Genomic DNA, 17905 nt, shown 5'->3' with positions numbered 1-17905 from the left:
TCCCGTGCCGGTCGACCCGGCCGCCGCACGACCCGGTTCGGTCGGCTCGCTCACTTCGGTGGGAACCGCAGGGCACCGTCGAGGCGGATGACCTCGCCGTTGAGATAGTCGTTCTCCACGATCGACTGCACCAGCTGCCCGTACTCCGGCGAGCGGCCCATCCGTTTCGGGAACGGGATCTGCGGCGACCAGTACTGTTCGAGCTGGTCCGCGGCTTTGCCGTAGGCGGGGGTGTTGAACGTGCCCGGGGCGATGGTCACCACCCGGATACCGAGCGGGGACAGATCGCGGGCCGCGACCAGGGTCATCCCGATCACGCCGCCTTTCGCCGCGGAGTAGGGGAGCTGACCGATCTGCCCCTCGTAGCCGGCGACCGACGCGGTGTTGACGATCACGCCGCGCGAACCTTCCGCGGTGGGTTCGGATTCGGCGATCGCGGCGGCGGACAGGCGCATGACGTTGAACACCGCGACCAGATAGAACTCGATGGTGGTGCGGAACCCGTCGAGGGCCAGCGGGGTGCCGTCCTTGCCCACCAGCCGCCCGCCGGCGGCGGGGCCGCCGTGGGTGTCGACCGAGATACGCAGCGGTCCGAGGGATTTCGCCTCCTCGACGGCGGCTCGCACCGAGTCCTCGCTGGTGGCGTCGGTGTGCACATAGCGGATACCGAGCTCGTCGGACAGTTCCTTGCCCTTGTCGTCGGCGACATCGGCCACCACGACCTTGGCGCCGGCCGCGTGCAGCCGCCGGACCGTGGCCTCGCCCAGTCCACCCGTGCCCCCGACGACGATCGCCGAACTTCCCTCGATCTGCATGACGCTACCCTCTCTTGCGATTATCCCTCTCAGATTGAGAGAATACTATTCTCATGCATATCGGCAAGATCGTCGACGTGGGGGAAACTGGAGAGAACTGATGCCTGAAGCCGTGATCGTATCCGCGCTGCGCACCCCGATCGGGACCGCCGTCAAGGGCACGCTGCGTGAAACCACTGCCTTCGACCTGGCCCATCACGTGGTCGAGGCGACGACCAAACAGCTCGAGACCGACGCGCCCATCGACGATCTGATCCTCGGCGAGGGCCGCTACGGCGGCGGGGTGATCGCCCGGCACGCGGCGATCACCGCCGGGCTGACCGGGGTGCCCGGACTGGCGCACAACCGCCACTGCGCGGCAGGTATGGCGGCGGTGCAGACGGCGGCGGCCGGTATCCGGGCCGGGATGGACCGGCTGGTGCTGGCCGGTGGGGTCAATGCCGATTCCACCGCGCCGAAGGCGCGGTTCCGGGTGGGACCCGACGAATGGGCCGATCCGTGGACCTCGCCGTCGCATCCGGATCGGCCGGACGCGCCGAACCTGGACATGTCGATCACCGTGGGCTGGAACGCCGCGGTGAAATCCGGTATCTCCCGGGAGGAGTTGGACGCCTGGGCGCTGCGCTCGCACCGCAATGCGATCGCGGCGATCGACGAGGGACGTTTCGACGACGAGGTGGTGCCGATCGATACGCCCTTCGGACAGTTCGCGGTCGACGAGCATCCGCGGCGGACGACCACCCTGGAAAAGCTCGCCTCGCTGAAGGTGCTGCACCCCGAGATCGATGGGTTCTCGATCACCGCGGGCAATGCGGCGGGCGCCAACGACGGGGCCGCGCTGCTCACCGTCGCCAGTGACGAACTGGGTCTGCCGGCGCTGGCCACCATCCGGTCCTGGGCATCGGTGGGGGTGGACCCGGCCGACACCGGCCTGGCGCCGATCGAGGCGATCACGAAAGCCGCGCGTAAAGCCGGTATCTCGCTCGCCGACGTGAAACTCTTCGAGATCAACGAGGCGTTCGCGTCCGTCCCCGTCGCGGCCGTGCGCGCCCTGGACCTGGACCCGGATCTGGTCAACGTCAACGGCAGCGGCTGCTCGCTCGGGCATCCGGTGGCGGCCACCGGGGCGCGCATGATCGTGACCACGGTCCACGAACTGCGCCGCCGCGGCGGCGGCCTGGCGATCGTGGCCATGTGTGCCGGTGGGGGAATGGGTTCGGCAACCGTGCTCGAGGTCGCCGCGCCGTGACCGGCAACGGTGCCGCCGGGGGCAGGTCCCCGGCGGAACTGATCGCCGCCGCGCGCACCGGATCGGTGCGCGCGGCGGGCCGGTTGCTCACCCTGATCGAGGGGCCGGCCCGCGACGAGGTGCTGCGGTTGCTGGAACCGGCGCATATCCGGGTGCTGGGTTTCACCGGCCAGCCGGGCGCCGGGAAGTCGACCACCATCGCGGCGGTCGTGAGCAACTATCGCGCACAGGGTCTCCGGATCGCCGTGCTTGCCGTCGATCCGTCCTCGCCGTACAGCGGCGGCGCGCTGCTCGGTGACCGGATCCGTATGGCCGCCCATATCGACGATCCGCAGGTGCTGATCCGGTCGATGGCGACCCGCGGGCATCTGGGCGGACTGTCGGCAGCGGTGCCCGCGGCGATCCGGCTGCTGGCCGCGCTGTGCTACGACCTGGTCGTCATCGAATCGGTCGGGGTGGGTCAGTCCGAGATCGAAATCGCCGCCGTGGCGGACCCGACCGTTGTGGTCCTCACTCCGGGTGCCGGGGACGCTGTCCAGGCCGCGAAGGCGGGGCTGCTCGAAGTGGCCGATATCCTGGTGGTGAACAAGGCCGACCGGGACGGGGCCGAGCAGACGGTACGTGAGCTGCGCGCCGAATCCGATGTCCCGATTCTCACGGCTGTCGCGGCGAACGGCACCGGTATCCGCGAACTGGTCGACGCCGTCGGCGCCCACCATCGCGCCGATACCGCCCAGCGCCGTGCCGCCCGGGCCCGGGCACAGATCCTGTCACTCGCCTACAGTCGATTACGTGTCCATCCCGGACTCGGCGCCCTGGCCGACGCCGTGGGCGCGGGTGAATGCGACCCCTATACCGCCGTCGACCGGCTGCTGCGGCCGGTCCGTACAGGGGACCGGCCCACCATCGGCGTCACTGCCGAGTGATCTGCGCAGAAGCTGCTGAGGGGCACACCCCGGCCTCGTTCGTGCCCGGACTTCTCATCGCACCGGACTAGCGGCATTACTCGATGGGCGAAGCCTGTCGTAGTGCTCCGGCACCATAGGTCTGTGTCGGCGCCGAACAGCCGGTCGATGACCGGCGAGCAACGCCGCTGCCGGTCAGCCGACGCCGGCGCGGCCACAGCGATGGGGGAACTCACTGTGTTACTGGAAAACCGGGGCAACACCGTCGACACCGAAACTCGGGTCCGCCGCGCGGCCGAGGCAGGTGTCGCCGAGGCAATGCACCACCTCGCGATCCTGCTGGAGAAAAGAGGGAAGACCGCCGAGGCCGAGAGGTGGTATCGCCGAGCTGTCGCCGCCGACCACCGCGCGGCGATGTACAACCTCGCGGTCATGCTGGAGGGAAGAGGCGCGATCGAGGAGGCCGAAGCCTGGTTCCGGCGTTCTGTGCGCGGTGGCGACCATCATGCGATGTACGCCGTAGCGCGCCTCCTGAACAAGCGAGGGCGAACCGAGGAGGCCGAGATCTGGTTACGGCGCGCCGTGGCCGGCCTTCGCCCCGACGATCCACGCAGCGGTAACCCGACCAGCGGAGGCCCGGTTCGTGGTCCTCGATCTCGTATCCGGACCCGGAATTCGTCCTGCTGTCCTGGGTTCTAGGTGCCTGCGGGCCGGTAGTCCGTGTGCAGACGGGTCAGTCGCTGGGTTCGGATGCGCCACTCGCCATCGATCTTGGCGTAGGTCTCGTGGTAGTGCCCGAAACCGAACAGCGCCCGGAACCCGGACCAGTCCTTGGTATCCATCAGGCGGAAATAGCGGGCTTTGAGCGCGCGCAGTGCTTCGTGGTCGTTCATGGCCGTCCCAGGTTCGCAGTGATAGCCGGCAGGTCCGATACCGTGCGGATGCCCGGTGGCGCCGCGCAGACGGGCGCGACGGCGTTGACCGCGCGGTTGGCGGTATAGGAGGGGGAGTGTTCGGCCATCTCGGCGAGTGGGAAGGGGAACACCATATCGATCTCGAGCGGAGCGTCCCCGCGCACCGAAAGATGCCAGCCGGTGGGGCGGATATCCCAGCCGGTTTCGGCCTCGGCACCGCAATGCCAGACGGCCCGGAAGGACACCACGGTGTGCCCGGCGCGCTGTCCGGCGATCGTGATGCGCTGGGCCGCCACCGTGCCTTTCTCGATGGTGCCCGCGGCGATCTCGAACGTGTGCCCCGCGGTCGCGACCGCACCCTCCGCAGTGACCTCGTCGAGGGGTAGGCCGATCCCGTCGGCGAGCAACCGCAGCGACGGTCCGAAGCTGTCGCGGAGATGGTCGAGTCGCGCCCGCGCGAAATCCGCCGGGGGACTGCCGAATCCCATGATGTCGAACAGGATGCCCGGCGAGTTCCGCTGGGAGAGGTCGGCGTATTCCGCGATGGCCAGCGAGTCGAGCCGCCGCTGGATCGAGGCGAGTACCAGCGGTACCGCCTCGGTGATGAACCCCGGGCTGCTGCCGGTGCTGTGGATCGAGGCGGCGCCGGCCGCGCAGGCCGTCTCCACCCGGGCCCGGATCCCGGGATCCATACTGGGCGGGTGATGGAACAGGCCGACGGTGGTGACGATATTCGTACCCGCGGCCAGTATCGCGCACACCTCGTCGATATCGCAGGTCTGCGGCATGTAGAGCACGCAGTCGGGACGCCGCGCCAGGATCTGCTCGATATCGGCGGTCGCCCGTATTCCGGTCGGTGTGTCCAGGCCGCAGAGATCGGCGGCGTCGCGCCCGAACTTGTCCGGCGACTGCGAATACAGCGCGGCCAGTTCGAGATCCGGATGTGCGACGACCGCGCGCAGGGAGCGCCGGCCGATGGTGCCGGTGGCCCATTGGGCGACCCGGTACGGGCCGCCGGGGTCACGTCCGGCGGCGGAGGTCGGGGTGTCGGGTTGCATCGGATTCTCCGTCCGTGGAGTGCGGTACCCGCCGGTCAAGGACGGAAACGCAGCAGGGCTTCCTGCGCGAACGAGGCCACCAGGGTGCCGTCGGTGGTGAGGACGTCGCCGCGTCCGTAGGCGCGACCGTGGGCCAGGACCGTGCCGTGATGCCGCAGCAGCAGCCAGTCGTCGCTGCGGAACGGCCGGTGGAACCAGAGGGTGTGCGAAGTGGTGGCCGAGGTGAATTCGGTGCCGTTGCCGCTGTGCTCGAAACCGTCGAGCTGGCGCAGCACCGTACCGATCACGTTCAGGTCGGTCGCGTAGGCGACCAATCCGGGGGCGAGTTCGGGCCCGACCTCGGGGGTGCGCATCCACAGGTCGTATTCGGCCGGGCCCGCCGATTTATCGCTCAGATCGGTCAGCGAGCGGGTCTCCCACGGGATGAGCCCGATCTCGATCCGGTGCTCGGGTCCCGGCAGCGGCGACGGTGCGGCGATCTCCTGGCTCTGCCGGCCGTCCTCCATCGCGGTCATGGAGACCAGCGCGGTGGCGATCACATCGCCCTTCTGGCGCGCGACGATGGTGAGGGTCGCGAAGGAGCGGCCGCGGTGCTGCGGTTGGACCACGTAGTACACCGGGGCATCGCTCTTACCTTCGCGCGCGAAGATCACGTGCACGGATTTCACGGCCTTGTCCGGGCAGGCGAAAAACGCCGCGCGCAGGAACTGCGCCAGCAGCTGGCCGCCGAACAAGCGGTGGTACTCGAGTTGCTGATTGGGGCCCTCGAACACCGAGAGGGTGGCCTGGGGGTCGGCGGCGGGCGCGTCGTCGTCGCCGGTCTGCGGCGCGGTCGGCCGCAGCCGTAGGTCCATGCAGGCGAGAAGGTCGGTCCAGAGATCGGGCATACACCGAGTGTAAGCCTGTTTCTCTGAATTAGAGAACGTTATTCTCGCTCAGTCGGCGTGCGCGAAGCCCCGGGCGCAGAATTCCCAGATCTCCTCGGCGGAGATGGGATTCGCGGTCTCGTCGTCGATACCGCCGTTGGACTGCGCGGTGAACATGACCGTCTGCATCACCATGGCCGCCATCCGCCGCGGGTTGACCTCGCTGCGCAGCAGTCCGGCCTTGTCGGCGTCGATCATGAGTTCGGTGAACAGCGCCAGCAGTGGAGTGTGCGCGACCTTGACCTGGGCCGGGTGGCTGACCAGCAGTTGTGGCGCGAAATCGGTGAACAGCGGGCGCTGCGCGGTCGGATCCGGGCGGCACAGTTCGTAGAGGAGTTCCACGGCCAGTTGTAGCCGTTCCAGGGCGTTGTCCTTACCCGCCGCGGCCGCGCGGATCTGTTCGGCGGTCCGGCTCAGGGCGTCCTCGAACAGGGCCAGCAGCAGTTCGTGCTTACCGTCGAACTGCAGGTAGAAGCTGCGCAGGGACTGTTTCGACCGATCCACGACCTCCTGGACGGTGAAATCGGTGGTGCCCTTTTCGGTGATGATCGCCTGGGCGGCATCGAGGAAACGCTGGACCCGCTGTTCCGCGCGTAGCTTCGCGGTGCGGATCGAGCGCTCGACGGCGCGCTGCTTCCAGGCCGGTTCTTCGCTCGGGCTGGTCACCGGATGGCCCGTCCGATCCCATCGATCCCATCTGTGGAGAACATGAGTGCACTGTACCGGAGAACGTCCCATGTCTGGGCAGGCACGTCCCATGTTCGCACCACTGAGGAGACTATTAATTTCATCTCAAGAGAATGCTATTCTCCTGAATGTAACGCAACCCCGCCACAGGAGGCAGCCCGGATGCTCTTCGAGTTCGATGCCGATCAACGGCTGCTACGCGATACGGTCCGGGAAGTCACCGCGAAGGAGTGCCCACCCGCGGTGATCCGGGAAATCGTGGACGCCGGTGCGGATCCGGGCCGGCTGTGGAAGACCTACGTCGAACTCGGCTGGACCGAACTCGTGGAACCGGAAGCGACCGTGGAACTCGGTATCGTGCTCGAAGGGCTGGGCCGGGCGACCGATCCCACACCCTATCTCGCCACCATGACCCAGTTCGCGCCGCTGGCCGGGGATTCGGCCACCGCCGATGGCATCGGCGCCGCGGTGTTCGAGGGGATCACCGCGACCCGCGACGGCGACGGCTGGTTGCTCGACGGCAGCGCCGCTCCGGTCCTGGACGGCGACCGCTGCGATCGTCTCGCGGTGGTCACCGAAGCCGGTGTGTTCGTGGTCCCCGCGCATGCCGTCACCGCCCGGCGGACCGCCGCGTTCGATCCGGTGCTGCATCTGGCCGAGGTCACCTTCGACGCGGTACGGGTCACCGACGGCGACCGTACCGCCGCCGATCCCGAACGCGCCCGCCAGGTGGCGCTGACGGGTCTGGCGCTGACCACGGTGGGCGCTTGCCAGCGGGTCCTCGACATGGTGCTCGAGCACATCCGCACCCGGCATCAGTTCGATACCGCCATCGGCGCGTTCCAGGCGGTCCAGCACAAGGCGGCCGATATGCATCTGGCCATCGAACGAGCCAGGGCACTCGCGTATTTCGCGGCGCTGTGCCTGGCCGGGGACGATCCGCGGCGCAGGCTGGCGGCCGCGATGGCCAAAGCGGCGGCGGGTGAATGCCAGTCGACGGTGTTCCGCCACGGGGTGCAGTTGTTCGGGGCCATGGGTTTCACCTGGGAAAACGATCTGCAGTTCGCGATCAAGCGGGCCAAGGCCGGTGAGCTGCTGTTCGGCGGGGCGGCGCGGCATCGCGCGGTGGTCGCCGCGGAATACCTCGCCGCACGATGATCGGCGACGCCATGGGATCGCGTCCCCGCGGCGACCGGGCGTTCCGGCGGCCGCGAGCGGCGCAGTAAGCGGAAGACCCGCGCCGGGCCCGTGCCCGGCGCACCCGGAACCGAGGAGTACTGCTTTGTCGTATATCGACTACGAGGTCGCCGACAAGATCGCGACGATCACGCTGAACCGGCCCGAGGCCGCCAATGCCCAGAACTCGGCGCTGCTCGACGAACTCGATGCCGCCTGGACGCGGGCGGCCACCGACGACGATGTGGTGGTCATCGTCCTGAACGCTGCCGGTAAGCATTTCTCGGCCGGCCACGATCTCAAGGACGACAGCTGGCCGAAACCGGAGAAGATCACCCTCGACTGGATCTATCAGACCGAGAGCCGGCGGTACCTGGAGTACACGCTGCGGTGGCGCAATGTGCCCAAACCGTCGATCGCGGCGGTCCAGGGCCGGTGTATCGCGGGCGGGCTGATGCTGTGCTGGCCGTGTGATCTCATCATCGCCGCCGACAACGCGCTCTTCTCCGATCCGGTGGCGATGATGGGAATCGGCGGCGTCGAGTATCACGGGCACACCTGGGAACTCGGGCCACGCAAGGCCAAGGAGATCCTGTTCACCGGCCGCGCGGTGACCGCGCAGGAGGCCGCGCAGACCGGCATGGTGAACACGGTGGTCCCGCTGGCGGAACTACCGGCCAAAACCGCGGAGCTGGCGGCCCGGATCGCGAAGATGCCGCCGTTCGGATTGCGCCAGGCGAAACGGGCGGTCAACCAGACACTGGACGTCCAGGGTTTCTACGCGGCGGTGCAATCGGTTTTCGATATCCATTCCACCGGACACGGAAACGCGCTGAGTGTGAGCGGCTATCCGATTCTGGTCGACCTCGAACAGATGAAATCGAATATCGAGTAGATCTGCCACTCGGGGGATCGAACCGTTCGCCGCGGTATCGATCCCCCGATATCGGGAAGTGATCACCGAAAAGGAAACCGGCGGTCAGGGATTCTTCGACACGGGTAGCGTAACCGATTACGACAGCCCGGAACCCTGTTTCCGAATTTCCCTGATGGACAACGAATCGACGTGTTCATCGGAAAGGTTTCCGCCATGCGTTCCAGTAGAACCCGGCGTAGTGCCGCGCTCATCGGCCTGATGGCACTGGCGGCCACGGCCGTCATGGGCTGCGGTGATTCCACCGACGATGCCGCCGCCACCACCTCGGCCCCGGCCGCCGCCGGTTCGGCCGCGCCCGCCTCGGCTTCACCGGAGGTCCAGAAGGAGATCACCGACGCGTTCGTCACCTTCTTCGACGGGAAGGCGCCGGCCGCCACGCGGGCGGGGCTCGTCGAGAAGGGTGACGCGTTCGCGCCGATGCTCGCGGGTATGGCCGCCGACCCCCGGGCCTCCGGAACGAGTGTGACCGTCTCGGCGGTACAGCTCGTCGACGACAAGACCGCGGATGTCACCTACACCCTGCTGCTGGGCGGAAACCCGGTGTTGCCGGACCAGTCCGGGCAGGCGATCGAGGAGGGCGATACCTGGAAGGTCGCGGCGATGACGTTCTGTTCGCTGCTGGCCGTTCAGGGCAGCGGCGAGCCGAATCCGGCGTGTAGCTGATCGTCGCTCGCCGGGAGTCGCTGTGTCCGTCATCGGAATCTCCCTCCCGATGACGGTGATACCGCGCGGTGGGCGCTTCACCGGGCTCGGGTGCCGTGTATCGATTGCGCGGTATCGGTACGCCGCCCGGGCCCGCTGTGGTCGGTCGGGGTGTCTCTGGAGTGCCGAAGGCGCGGCGGGTGGCGGGGGTTGTGGGGGCCGAGAAGAAGTCACGTCGGGGTCGGGGGTCGACGATGGTCCCGCATGCCCCGGGTCGGCGGCCGACGCGGCGGTTGTTTACCGGATTTCTCTCCGTTCAAATGCTCCGAATTCCGCCGTACCCCAGGGTGTCCCGAGCTAAGCTCGCCGCGGCATCTGCGGCGAACCACGTTTTCCGGAGCTGCGCTTGATCACTCTGCAGAAAGACGAATCGATGTCACGAAGACACCGGGTAGCGCGTATTGCTGCCGCGGGCGGGATCGCGCTCGCCCTGACCGCGGCCACCGGCTGCGGCAATTTTCTCGGCCCGGACAACTGTTATGTGCTACCCGCCGCGGAAACTCCCGGAGCGGGCGAGAAGTCGGCGACGGCAGCCGATGCCGGTGTCGCGGTGGCCGATTCGCCGGCCGCCGCGAATGCCGCAATAGTGGGCGCCTACACGACATTCTTCGCCCCGGCCACCTCCACCGCCGACCGTATCGCTCTGGTGGAGCGCGGTGCGGATTTCGAAACCGAGATCTCGGGAATGGCGAATCATATCCGCACGGCACTCACCACGGTGGAGATCACCGATGTGGTACCGGCCCAGCCCGGAAAAGCCGAATTACGTTTCACCCTCAGTATTTCCGGAAGTCCGGTGGTGGACGGACAGGTCGGCCACGCGGTCCGCGAGGCGGACGGCTGGAAGATAGCGGCCACCACCATGTGCGGCCTGGTCGCGATCTCCGGGGGAGTATCGCAGGCCTGCGCCTGAACCCACCGGCGACCCGGTAGCCGGAACCCCCGTACGGGCGTCGTCGAACCGGGCCGCCGAGCCACCGCCCTGGTGCGCCGACCAGGGCGAAACGGCGATTCACAGATGCGCCAGCCGCGGTGCGTACCCCAGATCGCGGAGAATCGCGCCGGCCTCCCGGGTGAGTTCCCGGGTACTGCCGAACAGTCCGTCGAGGACCAGAGCTCGCTTGTAGTGCCGATGGAACTCGTGCTCCGCGGTGAAGCCGATACCGCCCAGCACCTGCTGGCAATGCCGGGCCGTCAGCAACGCCGCCCGGCCCGCGGCGGCCTTCGCCAGCAGCGCGGCCAGCGCCTCGGAATCCTCGGGGCGGGGACGGTGCAGGTCCGGATGCACCGGGTGGTGGGCATCGCCGGGCGATACCGCCAGCGTGGCCTCCGCGCCCTCGACGGCCACCAGGGATTCGGCCAGGCGATGCCGGACGGCCTGGAACCCCGCCACCGGCCTGCCGAACTGATGCCGCTCGAGCGCGTGCCGGCGGGCCAGTTCGAGCATGGCCCGCGCCGACCCCACCAGCCACCAGCCCAGTGCCCGGCGGGCTGCGTTCGTCGCCGCGCCCGGCAGTGCCGCGGCTGCCCCGGTGGTGTCGTTCGCAGGTGCCAACGGCAGTTCGGGATCGACGAGCTTCGGTGCGCCCGCGGGTCGTTCATCGGCCCAGCGCACCCAGGTGCCGCCGGTGAACGGTAGCGGTGTCCGCTCACCGAGCGGCCGGCCCGCCGCGTGCGCGATCACATCGTCGAGCAGCGGGGCGTGCGTGCCGGTCTCCCCGAGTAGCCGGAAGACCAGGGGGACGGCGATCTCGGCGGAATCGGCGGGACCGGTGAGCAGGTCATGCCAGCCCAGGCCGCACAGCGCCGGATACAGGCCGGCGCCGGTGGTCGCGCTCATCGTCTTGCGGAGCGTATCGGTGAGCAGAATCTGTTCGTCGGCGTCCACCGCTCACTCCTTCCCCAGGTCGAGCAGGCGGCGGGCGATGATGTTGCGCTGGATCTCGGCGGTGCCGCCGTAGATGGTCGCCGCGCGCGAATACAGGAATTCCGAGCGCCATTCGGTCTCGTCGAGTTCGACGACACCCGGGAGCAGGTCGCGCGCGGTATCGAACAGTTGCTGCTCCGCGGTCGCCAGCAGCACCTTGTCGATGGAGGTGTCGGGTCCCAGCGCGGCACCGCCGGCCAGCCGCCGCTGGGTGGCCCGGGACCGGCTGCGCACGGTGTGCAGCGCCAGGTAGGCGGCGCCGAGATCGGCGTCGTCACCGGCGGCGGTCTGATCCAGGACCCGGTCGAGCCGGGTGAACAGGTGGGCGATGCGATGCCAGAAGCAAGTGGAGCGCTCGTACGGCAGCAGATCCATGGCGACCCGCCAACCGTCGCCGGGCCGGCCGAGCATCCGCTCGGCGCCCACCACCACCTCGTCGAAGTACACCTCGGCGAATTCGTCGACGCCGTGCATGGTGCGCAGCGGTCGTACGGTGATCCCCGGCGTGTCCATATCGACGAAGAACGCGGTGATGCCGTCGTGTCCCGGGCCGGTGCGGGTCAGCAGGACACAGCGGGCGGCGAACTGCGCGAGGCTGGTCCACACTTTCTGGCCGTTGATCACCCAGTCCGTCCCCCGCCGGTCGGCCCGGGTGCGCAGAGAGGCCAGATCGGAGCCCGAACCCGGTTCGGAGAAGCCCTGGCACCACTGTTCGCTGCCGTCGAGGAGCCGGGGCACCATCCGCGCGGCCAGTTCGGGCCGGGCATAGGAGATCATGGTGGGGGCGAGCACCTCGACCATGGAGTAGATACCCGGTTCGGCCAGGCCGCGGGTGGCGACCTCCTCACCGAGCACCGCCCGCAGCAGCGGTTCGCCGCCGAGGCCGCCGACGCTCTCCGGCCAGCCGTACCGCATCCAGCCGCCGTCGTAGAGCGCCCGCCGGACCCGGGCCAGCTGCGCGACCTGGGCGTCGAAACCGGGCTCCGGTCCGGCGGAGAGGTCGTGCTCGTCCAGCCAGGCGCGCAAACCCGACCGGAACTCCTCGACTTTCAAGCTGTGTCCATCGGGTATGCGCGAGGGCCCTGCGTGGTTACGCTTCGCTTCCGCCTCCGGGCCTGACTCGCTCATACCGCCGGCCGCTCGAAGGCGTGCGGGATACCGGAATCGTGGATGCCGCTGCGCCGGATGAAGGTCATGGCGCGGGTCCGCAACCGCCAGCCCTGCTCGGTGCGCAGATAGGTATCGCTGTAGTAGCCGATCCGCATATCGTGTCTGGAATGCTCCACGAAGCACAGCGGCTGGGTCCCGGTACCGGTATCGCCGTCGAGTTCGATCAGTGGGGTGCCGGTGAGGAACAGGCCCTTGGGGGCGGCGTCCACGAGTTCGGGGAACACGTCGAGGGTGTAGGTGTCGCCGAACGCGCTGTAGGTGCCGTCGGGGGTGAACACGCCGATCAGACCGTCGATATCACCCTTGGTGATGGTCACCGCGTAGCGGGCGAGTAGTTGCTGGATCTCGATCAGGTCATCGGTTGCCGCCATAGACCTTCCCGCCTTTCATCACGAACCGCACCTGCTGGGTGACGGTGATATCGGCCAGCGGATCGCCGGGTACACCGATCACATCCGCCAGCAGTCCCTCGGCCAACCGGCCGCGATCGTCGACCTGGATCAGTTCGGCCGCGGTGACCGTGGCCGCGCGCAGCACCGACAGCGGATCCAGGCCGCGCTCGACCAGTGCCACCAATTCGTCGGCGTTTCGGCCGTGCGGGATGGCCGGTGCATCGGTGCCGACCGCGATCTTCACGCCGGCGTCGAACGCCGCCTTCACCGAAGTGCGGGCCCGGGGGAACATTTCGGCGGCCTTCGCCTGGAGTTCCGGCGCCGCCTTGGACACATCCATGGCGTCCGCGAGCCGGGTGGTCGGCACCAGGTAGGTGCCTTCGCGGACCATGAGGTCGATGGCCTCGTCGTCCACCAGGAACCCGTGCTCGATACAGTCGATCCCGGCCCCGACCGCCTCCTTGACCGCGTCCGCGCCGTGGGTGTGGGCGGCCACCCGGAGGCCGCGCCGGTGCGCCTCGTCCACGATCGCCCGCAGTTCCTCGGTCGAATAGTGCTGGGCACCGGGCGCGCCCGTCAGCGACATCACCCCGCCGGACACACAGACCTTGATCAGCTGGGCACCGTGTTTGATCTGGTACCGGACCGCCTTGCGTACTTCGTCGACGCCGTTGGCTATCCCCTCCTCCAACGTCAGCTTCAGCACATCCGGCGCGAACGCGGAGAACATGGTCGGGTCGAGATGCCCGCCGGTCGGGGTGATGGCGTGCCCGGCGGGCACGATACGCGGGCCGTCGATCCAGCCCGCGTCGATGGCCTTGCCGAGCGCCACGTCCAGCAGGTAGCCGCCGGTTTTCACGAAGAGACCGAGGTTGCGCACGGTGGTGAACCCGGCGCGCAGGGTCCGCCGGGCATTGCCCACCGCGCGCAACATGCGCAGCGGCGGATCGTCCTGCACCGAGGAGGTCAGGCCGGTTTCGCCCCGGCCGCCCATCAGCAGGTTGACCTCCATATCCATCAACCCCGGCAGCAGGACGAGATCGCCCAGTTCGACGATCTCGTCGCTGGATTCGCCCACCGCCACCCCGGCACCTACGCCTCCGACCCCGACGATCCGATCACCCTCGACGCGCAGTATGCCGGGCCGGACGATCTCGCCGGTATCCACATCGAGCAGCCCGGCGGCTCGCAGCGTCAGCACGTCACACCACCGGCTCCCGCACGATGTCGAGATAGGCGGCGCCACTGTCGGGCACCCGCGGCTGCTTCCACACCTCCACCGGGAACGAGGCCATCACCAGCGACTGCATCAGATGGAACAGATTGCGGGCGTCATCGGGCAGATCGTCGAGGTCGAACCGGTCGCAGTAGGCGATGGCGTCCTCGAGCCGCGCCATTCCCGCGTCGTAGAACTCCTGCATCTCCGGCATCGTGGAGGCCAGCCGTTTGGCGTAACGCTCGGGTTCGGTGGGCAGGATCCAGTCCTCGAACCGCGCCAGATCGGCGAATTCGGCGGGCAGTTTCGACTCAGTTGCCATTGCGGTACTCCTCGACTTTCTTCTGGGCGGTCTTGTGCAGGTGGCGCAGCAGGATCTCCTGGTCGTTGAGCGGGAAATCGGTGACGGTGCGCGTCGCGATCATGGTCTGGGTGGCCTCGAGGGTGTTGGCGTCCTGCAACGCGTATTCCTTGAAGGTCACCCCGGCCAGCTCCTGGGCCAGGCGTTCCCGGGCCTTCTTCGCGGGTACGAAGTACAGGTTGGCCTCGAAGATGTGCTTGTTCACCGCGGTCGGCCAGTAGTGGTAGGTGAGGTACCAGCCCGGCGCCCAGAACAGCAGCGAGAAGTTGGGCCAGATCTCGAACTCGTCCACGCCCCACGCCTTGTGCCCGCTGGGGTTGATGCCCACGGGCAGCGGGTCCAGGCCTTCGATATCGGGCCGGTCCCACGGGCCGAACAGACCGCTGCGCAGTACGCGTTCGATCGGTTTGACCATGTTCAGGTCCTTGGGCGGCGCCATACCGCCCCAGGAGGAGATCATCGAATGCGGGGGTTGCAGGTCGTAGTGCAGCGCCTCGTAGCCATAGCCGGCGAGTTTGTCGGCTTCGTCCTTGACCGCCTGCTTCATGTGCAGGATCGGCGCGTGGTAGAACTCGGCGAAGGCATCGATGAACAGCTTCCAGTTGCTGCCGACCTCGGCCTTGTAACCGAACACCTCGGTCATCTCGTGGAACGGATAGCCCTCGAGGCCCTTGATCATCGGGCCTAGGAAGGTGGTCAGCGGTTCGGCGTCGGCGTCGAGGTTGACGAAGATGAACCCCTCCCACACCTCGCAGCGCACATCCTTGAGGCCGTAGTCGGCGCGGTCGAGGCCGAAGAACTCCTTCTCCTGCTGGACGAAGGTCAGCTCGCCCTCGAGGCTGTAGCGCCAGGCGTGGTATTTGCAGGTGAACTGTTTGCAGAAGCCCGAGGTCTCCTCGTTGGGGAAATCGTCCCAGACCAATTTGTTGCCGCGGTGGCGGCAGACGTTGTGGTAGGCGTGGATCTCATTGTCGTTGCCGCGGACGATGATCAGCGAGGTACCCGCGGCGGAGAGCTCCTTGGTGAAGTAGCTGCCCTTGCGCGGCAGCCGCTCCACCCGGCCGACATTGAGCCAGGTCCGTTTAAAGATGGCGTTGCGCTCGTCCTCGTAGAACTCGGGGTCGATGGAATCGCTGTAGTCGACCGGCTCGGTGCCCAGGTCCGGGTAATGTTCGGTCCAGCTACCCGCTGCCGGTTTGTTGAAGTGTGCCAAGGGATTACCTCTCGTACTCGGATCGGACGCCGAAGGTGTTGAAGGCCGCGGCGAGCGTGGTGTAGGTGCCGATGGTGAAGATCAGGTCCATGCGCTGGTGTTCGTCGAGGTGTGCGCACAGCGCGTCCCAGGTGGTATCGGACAGATTCGACTTCTCGTCGAGCTCGTCGACCGCCCGCAGGATCAGCTGATCGAGCGCCGCGGTGGCCTCGCCCCGCCGGACCGCGTCGATCTCGGCCGCGGTGATGCCCTCCGCGAGCGCGGCTTCCCGGTGGTGGTTCCACTCGTAGATACAGTCCCGCCGATGCGCGATCCGCAGGATCGCGAGCTCACGCAGGCGGGCCGGCAGCGACGACCGGAACAACAGATGGACGTTCAGGGTCAGGAACGCCTTGGTGAGCGCCGGATGCCGGACCAGTGTCGACAGGGCGTTGCTCGCCGATTCGGGATTGCGCAGCCGGCGCGGGAGCATCACCCGGAGCGCGGCGTCGACTTCGTCGTCCCACTCTTCGGCGGGTAGCGGCGGTACACGCATCGCGCCTCCTCTCTATGAGAATGGTATTCTCGCTTTCGGATAACAGGTTTCCACGCGGCGGCCCGTTAGTCAACGCGGGGGTCTACGGACAGGTCGTGGCCACTGTGTAGCCCGGGTGCGGCCGGGGTTCGGGCGCTGTGCGCGCCGACCTCGGACCTCCGGGATGCCCGGAAAACAGGATATTGATTCTCGATAAGTGAGAAGCTAGTTTTCATTCACCGAGAGCTATGGATTCGCCCCGGCCGACCGGGAAGTCTCGCCGCGGAACTCGGTGCGCGGGCGGACGCTGTACCGCCCGATCACGATCGGCCGGCCGATGGGGCCGGCGCAGAAAGGACCGTCGTGAGACCGAAGCGAATAGCCGCCGGCCTGATCGCCGTGGCATTGCTCGCCACCGCCGGTTGCGGAGGCCGTACCGGAACCGAAACCGAGAACACCTCGTCCGGTGATTCGGTGGTCGCCGATTTCGGGGACCTGACCGGTGTCTGCCAGGACGGCGACGCCTCCGGGTCGCCGACCCAGGGCGTCACCGACACCGAGATCACCGTCGGCGTCTTCTCCGATGTCGGCTATTCGAAGAACCCGGAATTCGTGGACGCCGCGAAGGTGTTCACCTCGTGGTGCAATGCCGCGGGCGGGATCAACGGCCGCACCATCACCACCCAGACCCACGATTCCAAGGTGATGGCGGTACGCCAGAAGATGGTGGAGGCCTGCCGGACCGATTTCGCACTGGTGGGCGGCGGCGCCGGGCTCGACGGACTCGGCGTGAAGGAACGCCTCGAGTGCACCCTGCCCGATATCCCGGCACAGGTCTCCCAGCAGCCCAACCTCGGCACCGATCTGCAGGTGATCCCCTCACCCAGCACCTACGCCCACTACGACCCCTACAACGCCTTCCGGCGGTGGCTGACCAAGGAGGCCTACCCGCAGTCGGCCGGCGCGGTCGGGATCATCAACGGCGACTCCCCGGTCACCAAGGTCCTCGGTGACAAGGCCGTCGAATCGCTGAAGGCGATGGGTGCCAACGTCATCTACAACGAGCTGTACCCGGTGGGCGGGGTGACCGACTGGACGCCCTACGCGCAGGCCATCAAGAACAGCGGCGTCCGCGGGCTGATCTGGTACGGCGAGGACGCGCCGCTGGCCAAACTCGAGGAGAAGCTGACCTCGATGGACTACAAACTCGACTGGATCGACCCGAACAACAACGCTTTCCGGCCCGACTACGTGGAGCTGCTCGGGCCCTCGGCGGGTTACCAGAACAACCTGGTGGATCTGGGCGGTGTGGTGCCGCCGCAGCTGGCCGGCGAATCGGAGGCCATGCGGCAGTTGCAGGATCTCTATGCGAAGTACGCGCCGGACGCGGTGATCACGCTCCCGGCCGTCCGCGCTTTCTCGGCCTGGCTGCTGTTCGCGAAAGCGGCGAGCAGCTGCGGCGCCGACCTGACCCGGACCTGCCTGATCGAGGCGGCGCAGAAAGAGAACGCCTGGAACGGGGGCGGGTTGCACAGTCCGAACGACCTCACGAACAAAGACGCTCCGCCGACCTGCTTCAACGTCATGCAGGCGACGCCGGACGGCTGGAAGCCCGCGGAATTCGGTGCCGACAACGGACTGTTCCGCTGCAACACCCCGCCCTACCGCTACACCGGTAACTACGGGGAACCGCTGACGCTCGCGGATGTCGGTAAAACCATGGCGGATGTCAAGTAATCGATC

Annotated in this window: 20 protein-coding genes; 8 read left to right on the top strand and 12 right to left on the bottom strand. The window is 67.7% G+C overall.

From position 1 onward, the window contains the following. Positions 1-50: 50 nt before the first annotated feature. Positions 51-815 carry an SDR family NAD(P)-dependent oxidoreductase gene (locus NF4_RS29315; RefSeq protein ID WP_063130625.1) on the bottom strand — a complete coding sequence of 255 codons (765 nt, stop codon included), beginning with the start codon at positions 813-815 and terminating at the stop codon, positions 51-53. Positions 816-915: 100 nt separating this feature from the next. On the opposite strand from NF4_RS29315, the gene NF4_RS29310 reads away from it, so the two are divergent. The 3 genes from NF4_RS29310 (at position 916) to NF4_RS40160 (ending at position 3668) form a co-directional block, all read left to right on the top strand. Continuing rightward, positions 916-2064, top strand: coding sequence for a thiolase family protein (locus NF4_RS29310; protein WP_063130624.1), 1149 nt, complete (start codon positions 916-918; stop codon positions 2062-2064). Further along, complete coding sequence (meaB, locus tag NF4_RS29305; RefSeq protein ID WP_063130623.1) at positions 2061-2990, top strand: methylmalonyl Co-A mutase-associated GTPase MeaB; 930 nt, start codon at positions 2061-2063, stop codon at positions 2988-2990. The genes NF4_RS29310 and meaB overlap by 4 nt, the downstream gene beginning before the upstream one ends. 147 nt (positions 2991-3137) lie before the next feature. Beyond that, the gene (locus tag NF4_RS40160; protein WP_063130622.1) at positions 3138-3668 is read left to right on the top strand and encodes a tetratricopeptide repeat protein; all 531 of its coding nucleotides are present in this window, start codon (positions 3138-3140) and stop codon (positions 3666-3668) included. Here NF4_RS40160 and NF4_RS29295 read toward each other — a convergent pair. From NF4_RS29295 to NF4_RS29280, 4 genes are read right to left on the bottom strand one after another with little or no spacing between them, the layout of a single operon-like run. Further along, positions 3665-3862, bottom strand: a complete 198-nt coding sequence (locus tag NF4_RS29295; RefSeq protein ID WP_063130621.1) for a nuclear transport factor 2 family protein — start codon at positions 3860-3862, stop codon at positions 3665-3667. The two genes, NF4_RS40160 and NF4_RS29295, sit on opposite strands and share 4 nt — an antisense overlap. Beyond that, positions 3859-4941 carry an NAD(P)H-dependent amine dehydrogenase family protein gene (locus NF4_RS29290; RefSeq protein WP_063130620.1) on the bottom strand — a complete coding sequence of 361 codons (1083 nt, stop codon included), beginning with the start codon at positions 4939-4941 and terminating at the stop codon, positions 3859-3861. Before NF4_RS29290 ends, NF4_RS29295 begins: the two co-directional genes overlap by 4 nt. Positions 4942-4976: 35 nt before the next feature. Further along, entirely contained in the window at positions 4977-5828 is an 852-nt protein-coding gene (locus NF4_RS29285) for an acyl-CoA thioesterase (RefSeq protein WP_063130619.1), read from the bottom strand. A 48-nt stretch (positions 5829-5876) separates the two neighbouring features. After that, positions 5877-6533 (bottom strand): TetR/AcrR family transcriptional regulator, encoded by a 657-nt coding sequence (locus tag NF4_RS29280; protein WP_063130618.1) that lies wholly within the window; start codon positions 6531-6533, stop codon positions 5877-5879. A gap of 183 nt (positions 6534-6716) precedes the next feature. Between NF4_RS29280 and NF4_RS29275 the strand changes: the two genes are divergently transcribed. The 4 genes from NF4_RS29275 to NF4_RS29260 all read left to right on the top strand — a co-directional run bounded on the left by NF4_RS29275 (position 6717) and on the right by NF4_RS29260 (position 10282). Further along, positions 6717-7712, top strand: a complete 996-nt coding sequence (locus NF4_RS29275) for an acyl-CoA dehydrogenase family protein (RefSeq protein WP_063130617.1) — start codon at positions 6717-6719, stop codon at positions 7710-7712. 124 nt (positions 7713-7836) lie between these two features. Continuing rightward, complete coding sequence (locus NF4_RS29270) at positions 7837-8625, top strand: enoyl-CoA hydratase (protein ID WP_063130616.1); 789 nt, start codon at positions 7837-7839, stop codon at positions 8623-8625. Positions 8626-8820: 195 nt separating this feature from the next. Further along, positions 8821-9330, top strand: a complete 510-nt coding sequence (locus tag NF4_RS38180) for an MTB12 C-terminal domain-containing protein (protein ID WP_063130741.1) — start codon at positions 8821-8823, stop codon at positions 9328-9330. A 412-nt stretch (positions 9331-9742) separates the two neighbouring features. Beyond that, positions 9743-10282 (top strand): MTB12 C-terminal domain-containing protein, encoded by a 540-nt coding sequence (locus NF4_RS29260; protein ID WP_232330702.1) that lies wholly within the window; start codon positions 9743-9745, stop codon positions 10280-10282. A gap of 99 nt (positions 10283-10381) precedes the next feature. On the opposite strand, the gene NF4_RS29255 is transcribed toward NF4_RS29260, so the two are convergent. The 7 genes from NF4_RS29255 to NF4_RS29225 form a co-directional block, all read right to left on the bottom strand. Continuing rightward, entirely contained in the window at positions 10382-11209 is an 828-nt protein-coding gene (locus tag NF4_RS29255; protein WP_063130740.1) for an acyl-CoA dehydrogenase family protein, read from the bottom strand. Between the two features lie 51 nt (positions 11210-11260). After that, positions 11261-12349, bottom strand: coding sequence for an acyl-CoA dehydrogenase family protein (locus NF4_RS29250; protein ID WP_063130614.1), 1089 nt, complete (start codon positions 12347-12349; stop codon positions 11261-11263). Between the two features lie 71 nt (positions 12350-12420). After that, the gene (locus tag NF4_RS29245) at positions 12421-12837 is read right to left on the bottom strand and encodes a nuclear transport factor 2 family protein (RefSeq protein ID WP_063130613.1); all 417 of its coding nucleotides are present in this window, start codon (positions 12835-12837) and stop codon (positions 12421-12423) included. After that, on the bottom strand, positions 12821-14059 hold the full coding sequence (locus NF4_RS29240) for a metal-dependent hydrolase family protein (protein ID WP_063130612.1): 1239 nt from the start codon (positions 14057-14059) through the stop codon (positions 12821-12823). Before NF4_RS29240 ends, NF4_RS29245 begins: the two co-directional genes overlap by 17 nt. Position 14060: 1 nt before the next feature. Then, positions 14061-14396, bottom strand: a complete 336-nt coding sequence (locus tag NF4_RS29235) for a hypothetical protein (protein WP_063130611.1) — start codon at positions 14394-14396, stop codon at positions 14061-14063. Beyond that, positions 14386-15648, bottom strand: coding sequence for an aromatic ring-hydroxylating oxygenase subunit alpha (locus NF4_RS29230; protein WP_063130610.1), 1263 nt, complete (start codon positions 15646-15648; stop codon positions 14386-14388). Before NF4_RS29230 ends, NF4_RS29235 begins: the two co-directional genes overlap by 11 nt. A gap of 4 nt (positions 15649-15652) precedes the next feature. Further along, the gene (locus NF4_RS29225; RefSeq protein ID WP_063130609.1) at positions 15653-16183 is read right to left on the bottom strand and encodes a carboxymuconolactone decarboxylase family protein; all 531 of its coding nucleotides are present in this window, start codon (positions 16181-16183) and stop codon (positions 15653-15655) included. 342 nt (positions 16184-16525) lie between these two features. Here NF4_RS29225 and NF4_RS29220 point away from each other — a divergent pair, with 342 nt between their 5' ends. After that, complete coding sequence (locus tag NF4_RS29220) at positions 16526-17899, top strand: ABC transporter substrate-binding protein (RefSeq protein ID WP_084533589.1); 1374 nt, start codon at positions 16526-16528, stop codon at positions 17897-17899. The last annotated feature ends 6 nt before the right edge of the window (positions 17900-17905 follow it).

It is taken from the genome of Nocardia fusca NBRC 14340, assembly GCF_001618425.1.
Classification (GTDB): Bacteria; Actinomycetota; Actinomycetes; order Mycobacteriales; family Mycobacteriaceae; genus Nocardia; species Nocardia fusca.
This window is presented reverse-complemented; position numbering and strand designations above follow the sequence as displayed.

Bases quoted from the DNA above. Each gene is read 5' to 3' on its own strand.
- NF4_RS29225 (WP_063130609.1), bottom strand. From the start codon at position 16,183: ATGCGTGTACCGCCGCTACCCGCCGAAGAGTGGGACGACGAAGTCGAC.
- NF4_RS29310 (WP_063130624.1), top strand. From the start codon at position 916: ATGCCTGAAGCCGTGATCGTATCCGCGCTGCGCACCCCGATCGGGACC.
- NF4_RS29295 (WP_063130621.1), bottom strand. From the start codon at position 3,862: ATGAACGACCACGAAGCACTGCGCGCGCTCAAAGCCCGCTATTTCCGC.
- NF4_RS38180 (WP_063130741.1), top strand. From the start codon at position 8,821: ATGCGTTCCAGTAGAACCCGGCGTAGTGCCGCGCTCATCGGCCTGATG.
- NF4_RS29315 (WP_063130625.1), bottom strand. From the start codon at position 815: ATGCAGATCGAGGGAAGTTCGGCGATCGTCGTCGGGGGCACGGGTGGA.
- NF4_RS29275 (WP_063130617.1), top strand. From the start codon at position 6,717: ATGCTCTTCGAGTTCGATGCCGATCAACGGCTGCTACGCGATACGGTC.
- NF4_RS29235 (WP_063130611.1), bottom strand. From the start codon at position 14,396: ATGGCAACTGAGTCGAAACTGCCCGCCGAATTCGCCGATCTGGCGCGG.
- NF4_RS29285 (WP_063130619.1), bottom strand. From the start codon at position 5,828: ATGCCCGATCTCTGGACCGACCTTCTCGCCTGCATGGACCTACGGCTG.
- NF4_RS29260 (WP_232330702.1), top strand. From the start codon at position 9,743: ATGTCACGAAGACACCGGGTAGCGCGTATTGCTGCCGCGGGCGGGATC.
- NF4_RS40160 (WP_063130622.1), top strand. From the start codon at position 3,138: ATGACCGGCGAGCAACGCCGCTGCCGGTCAGCCGACGCCGGCGCGGCC.
- NF4_RS29255 (WP_063130740.1), bottom strand. From the start codon at position 11,209: ATGAGCGCGACCACCGGCGCCGGCCTGTATCCGGCGCTGTGCGGCCTG.
- NF4_RS29290 (WP_063130620.1), bottom strand. From the start codon at position 4,941: ATGCAACCCGACACCCCGACCTCCGCCGCCGGACGTGACCCCGGCGGC.
- NF4_RS29245 (WP_063130613.1), bottom strand. From the start codon at position 12,837: ATGGCGGCAACCGATGACCTGATCGAGATCCAGCAACTACTCGCCCGC.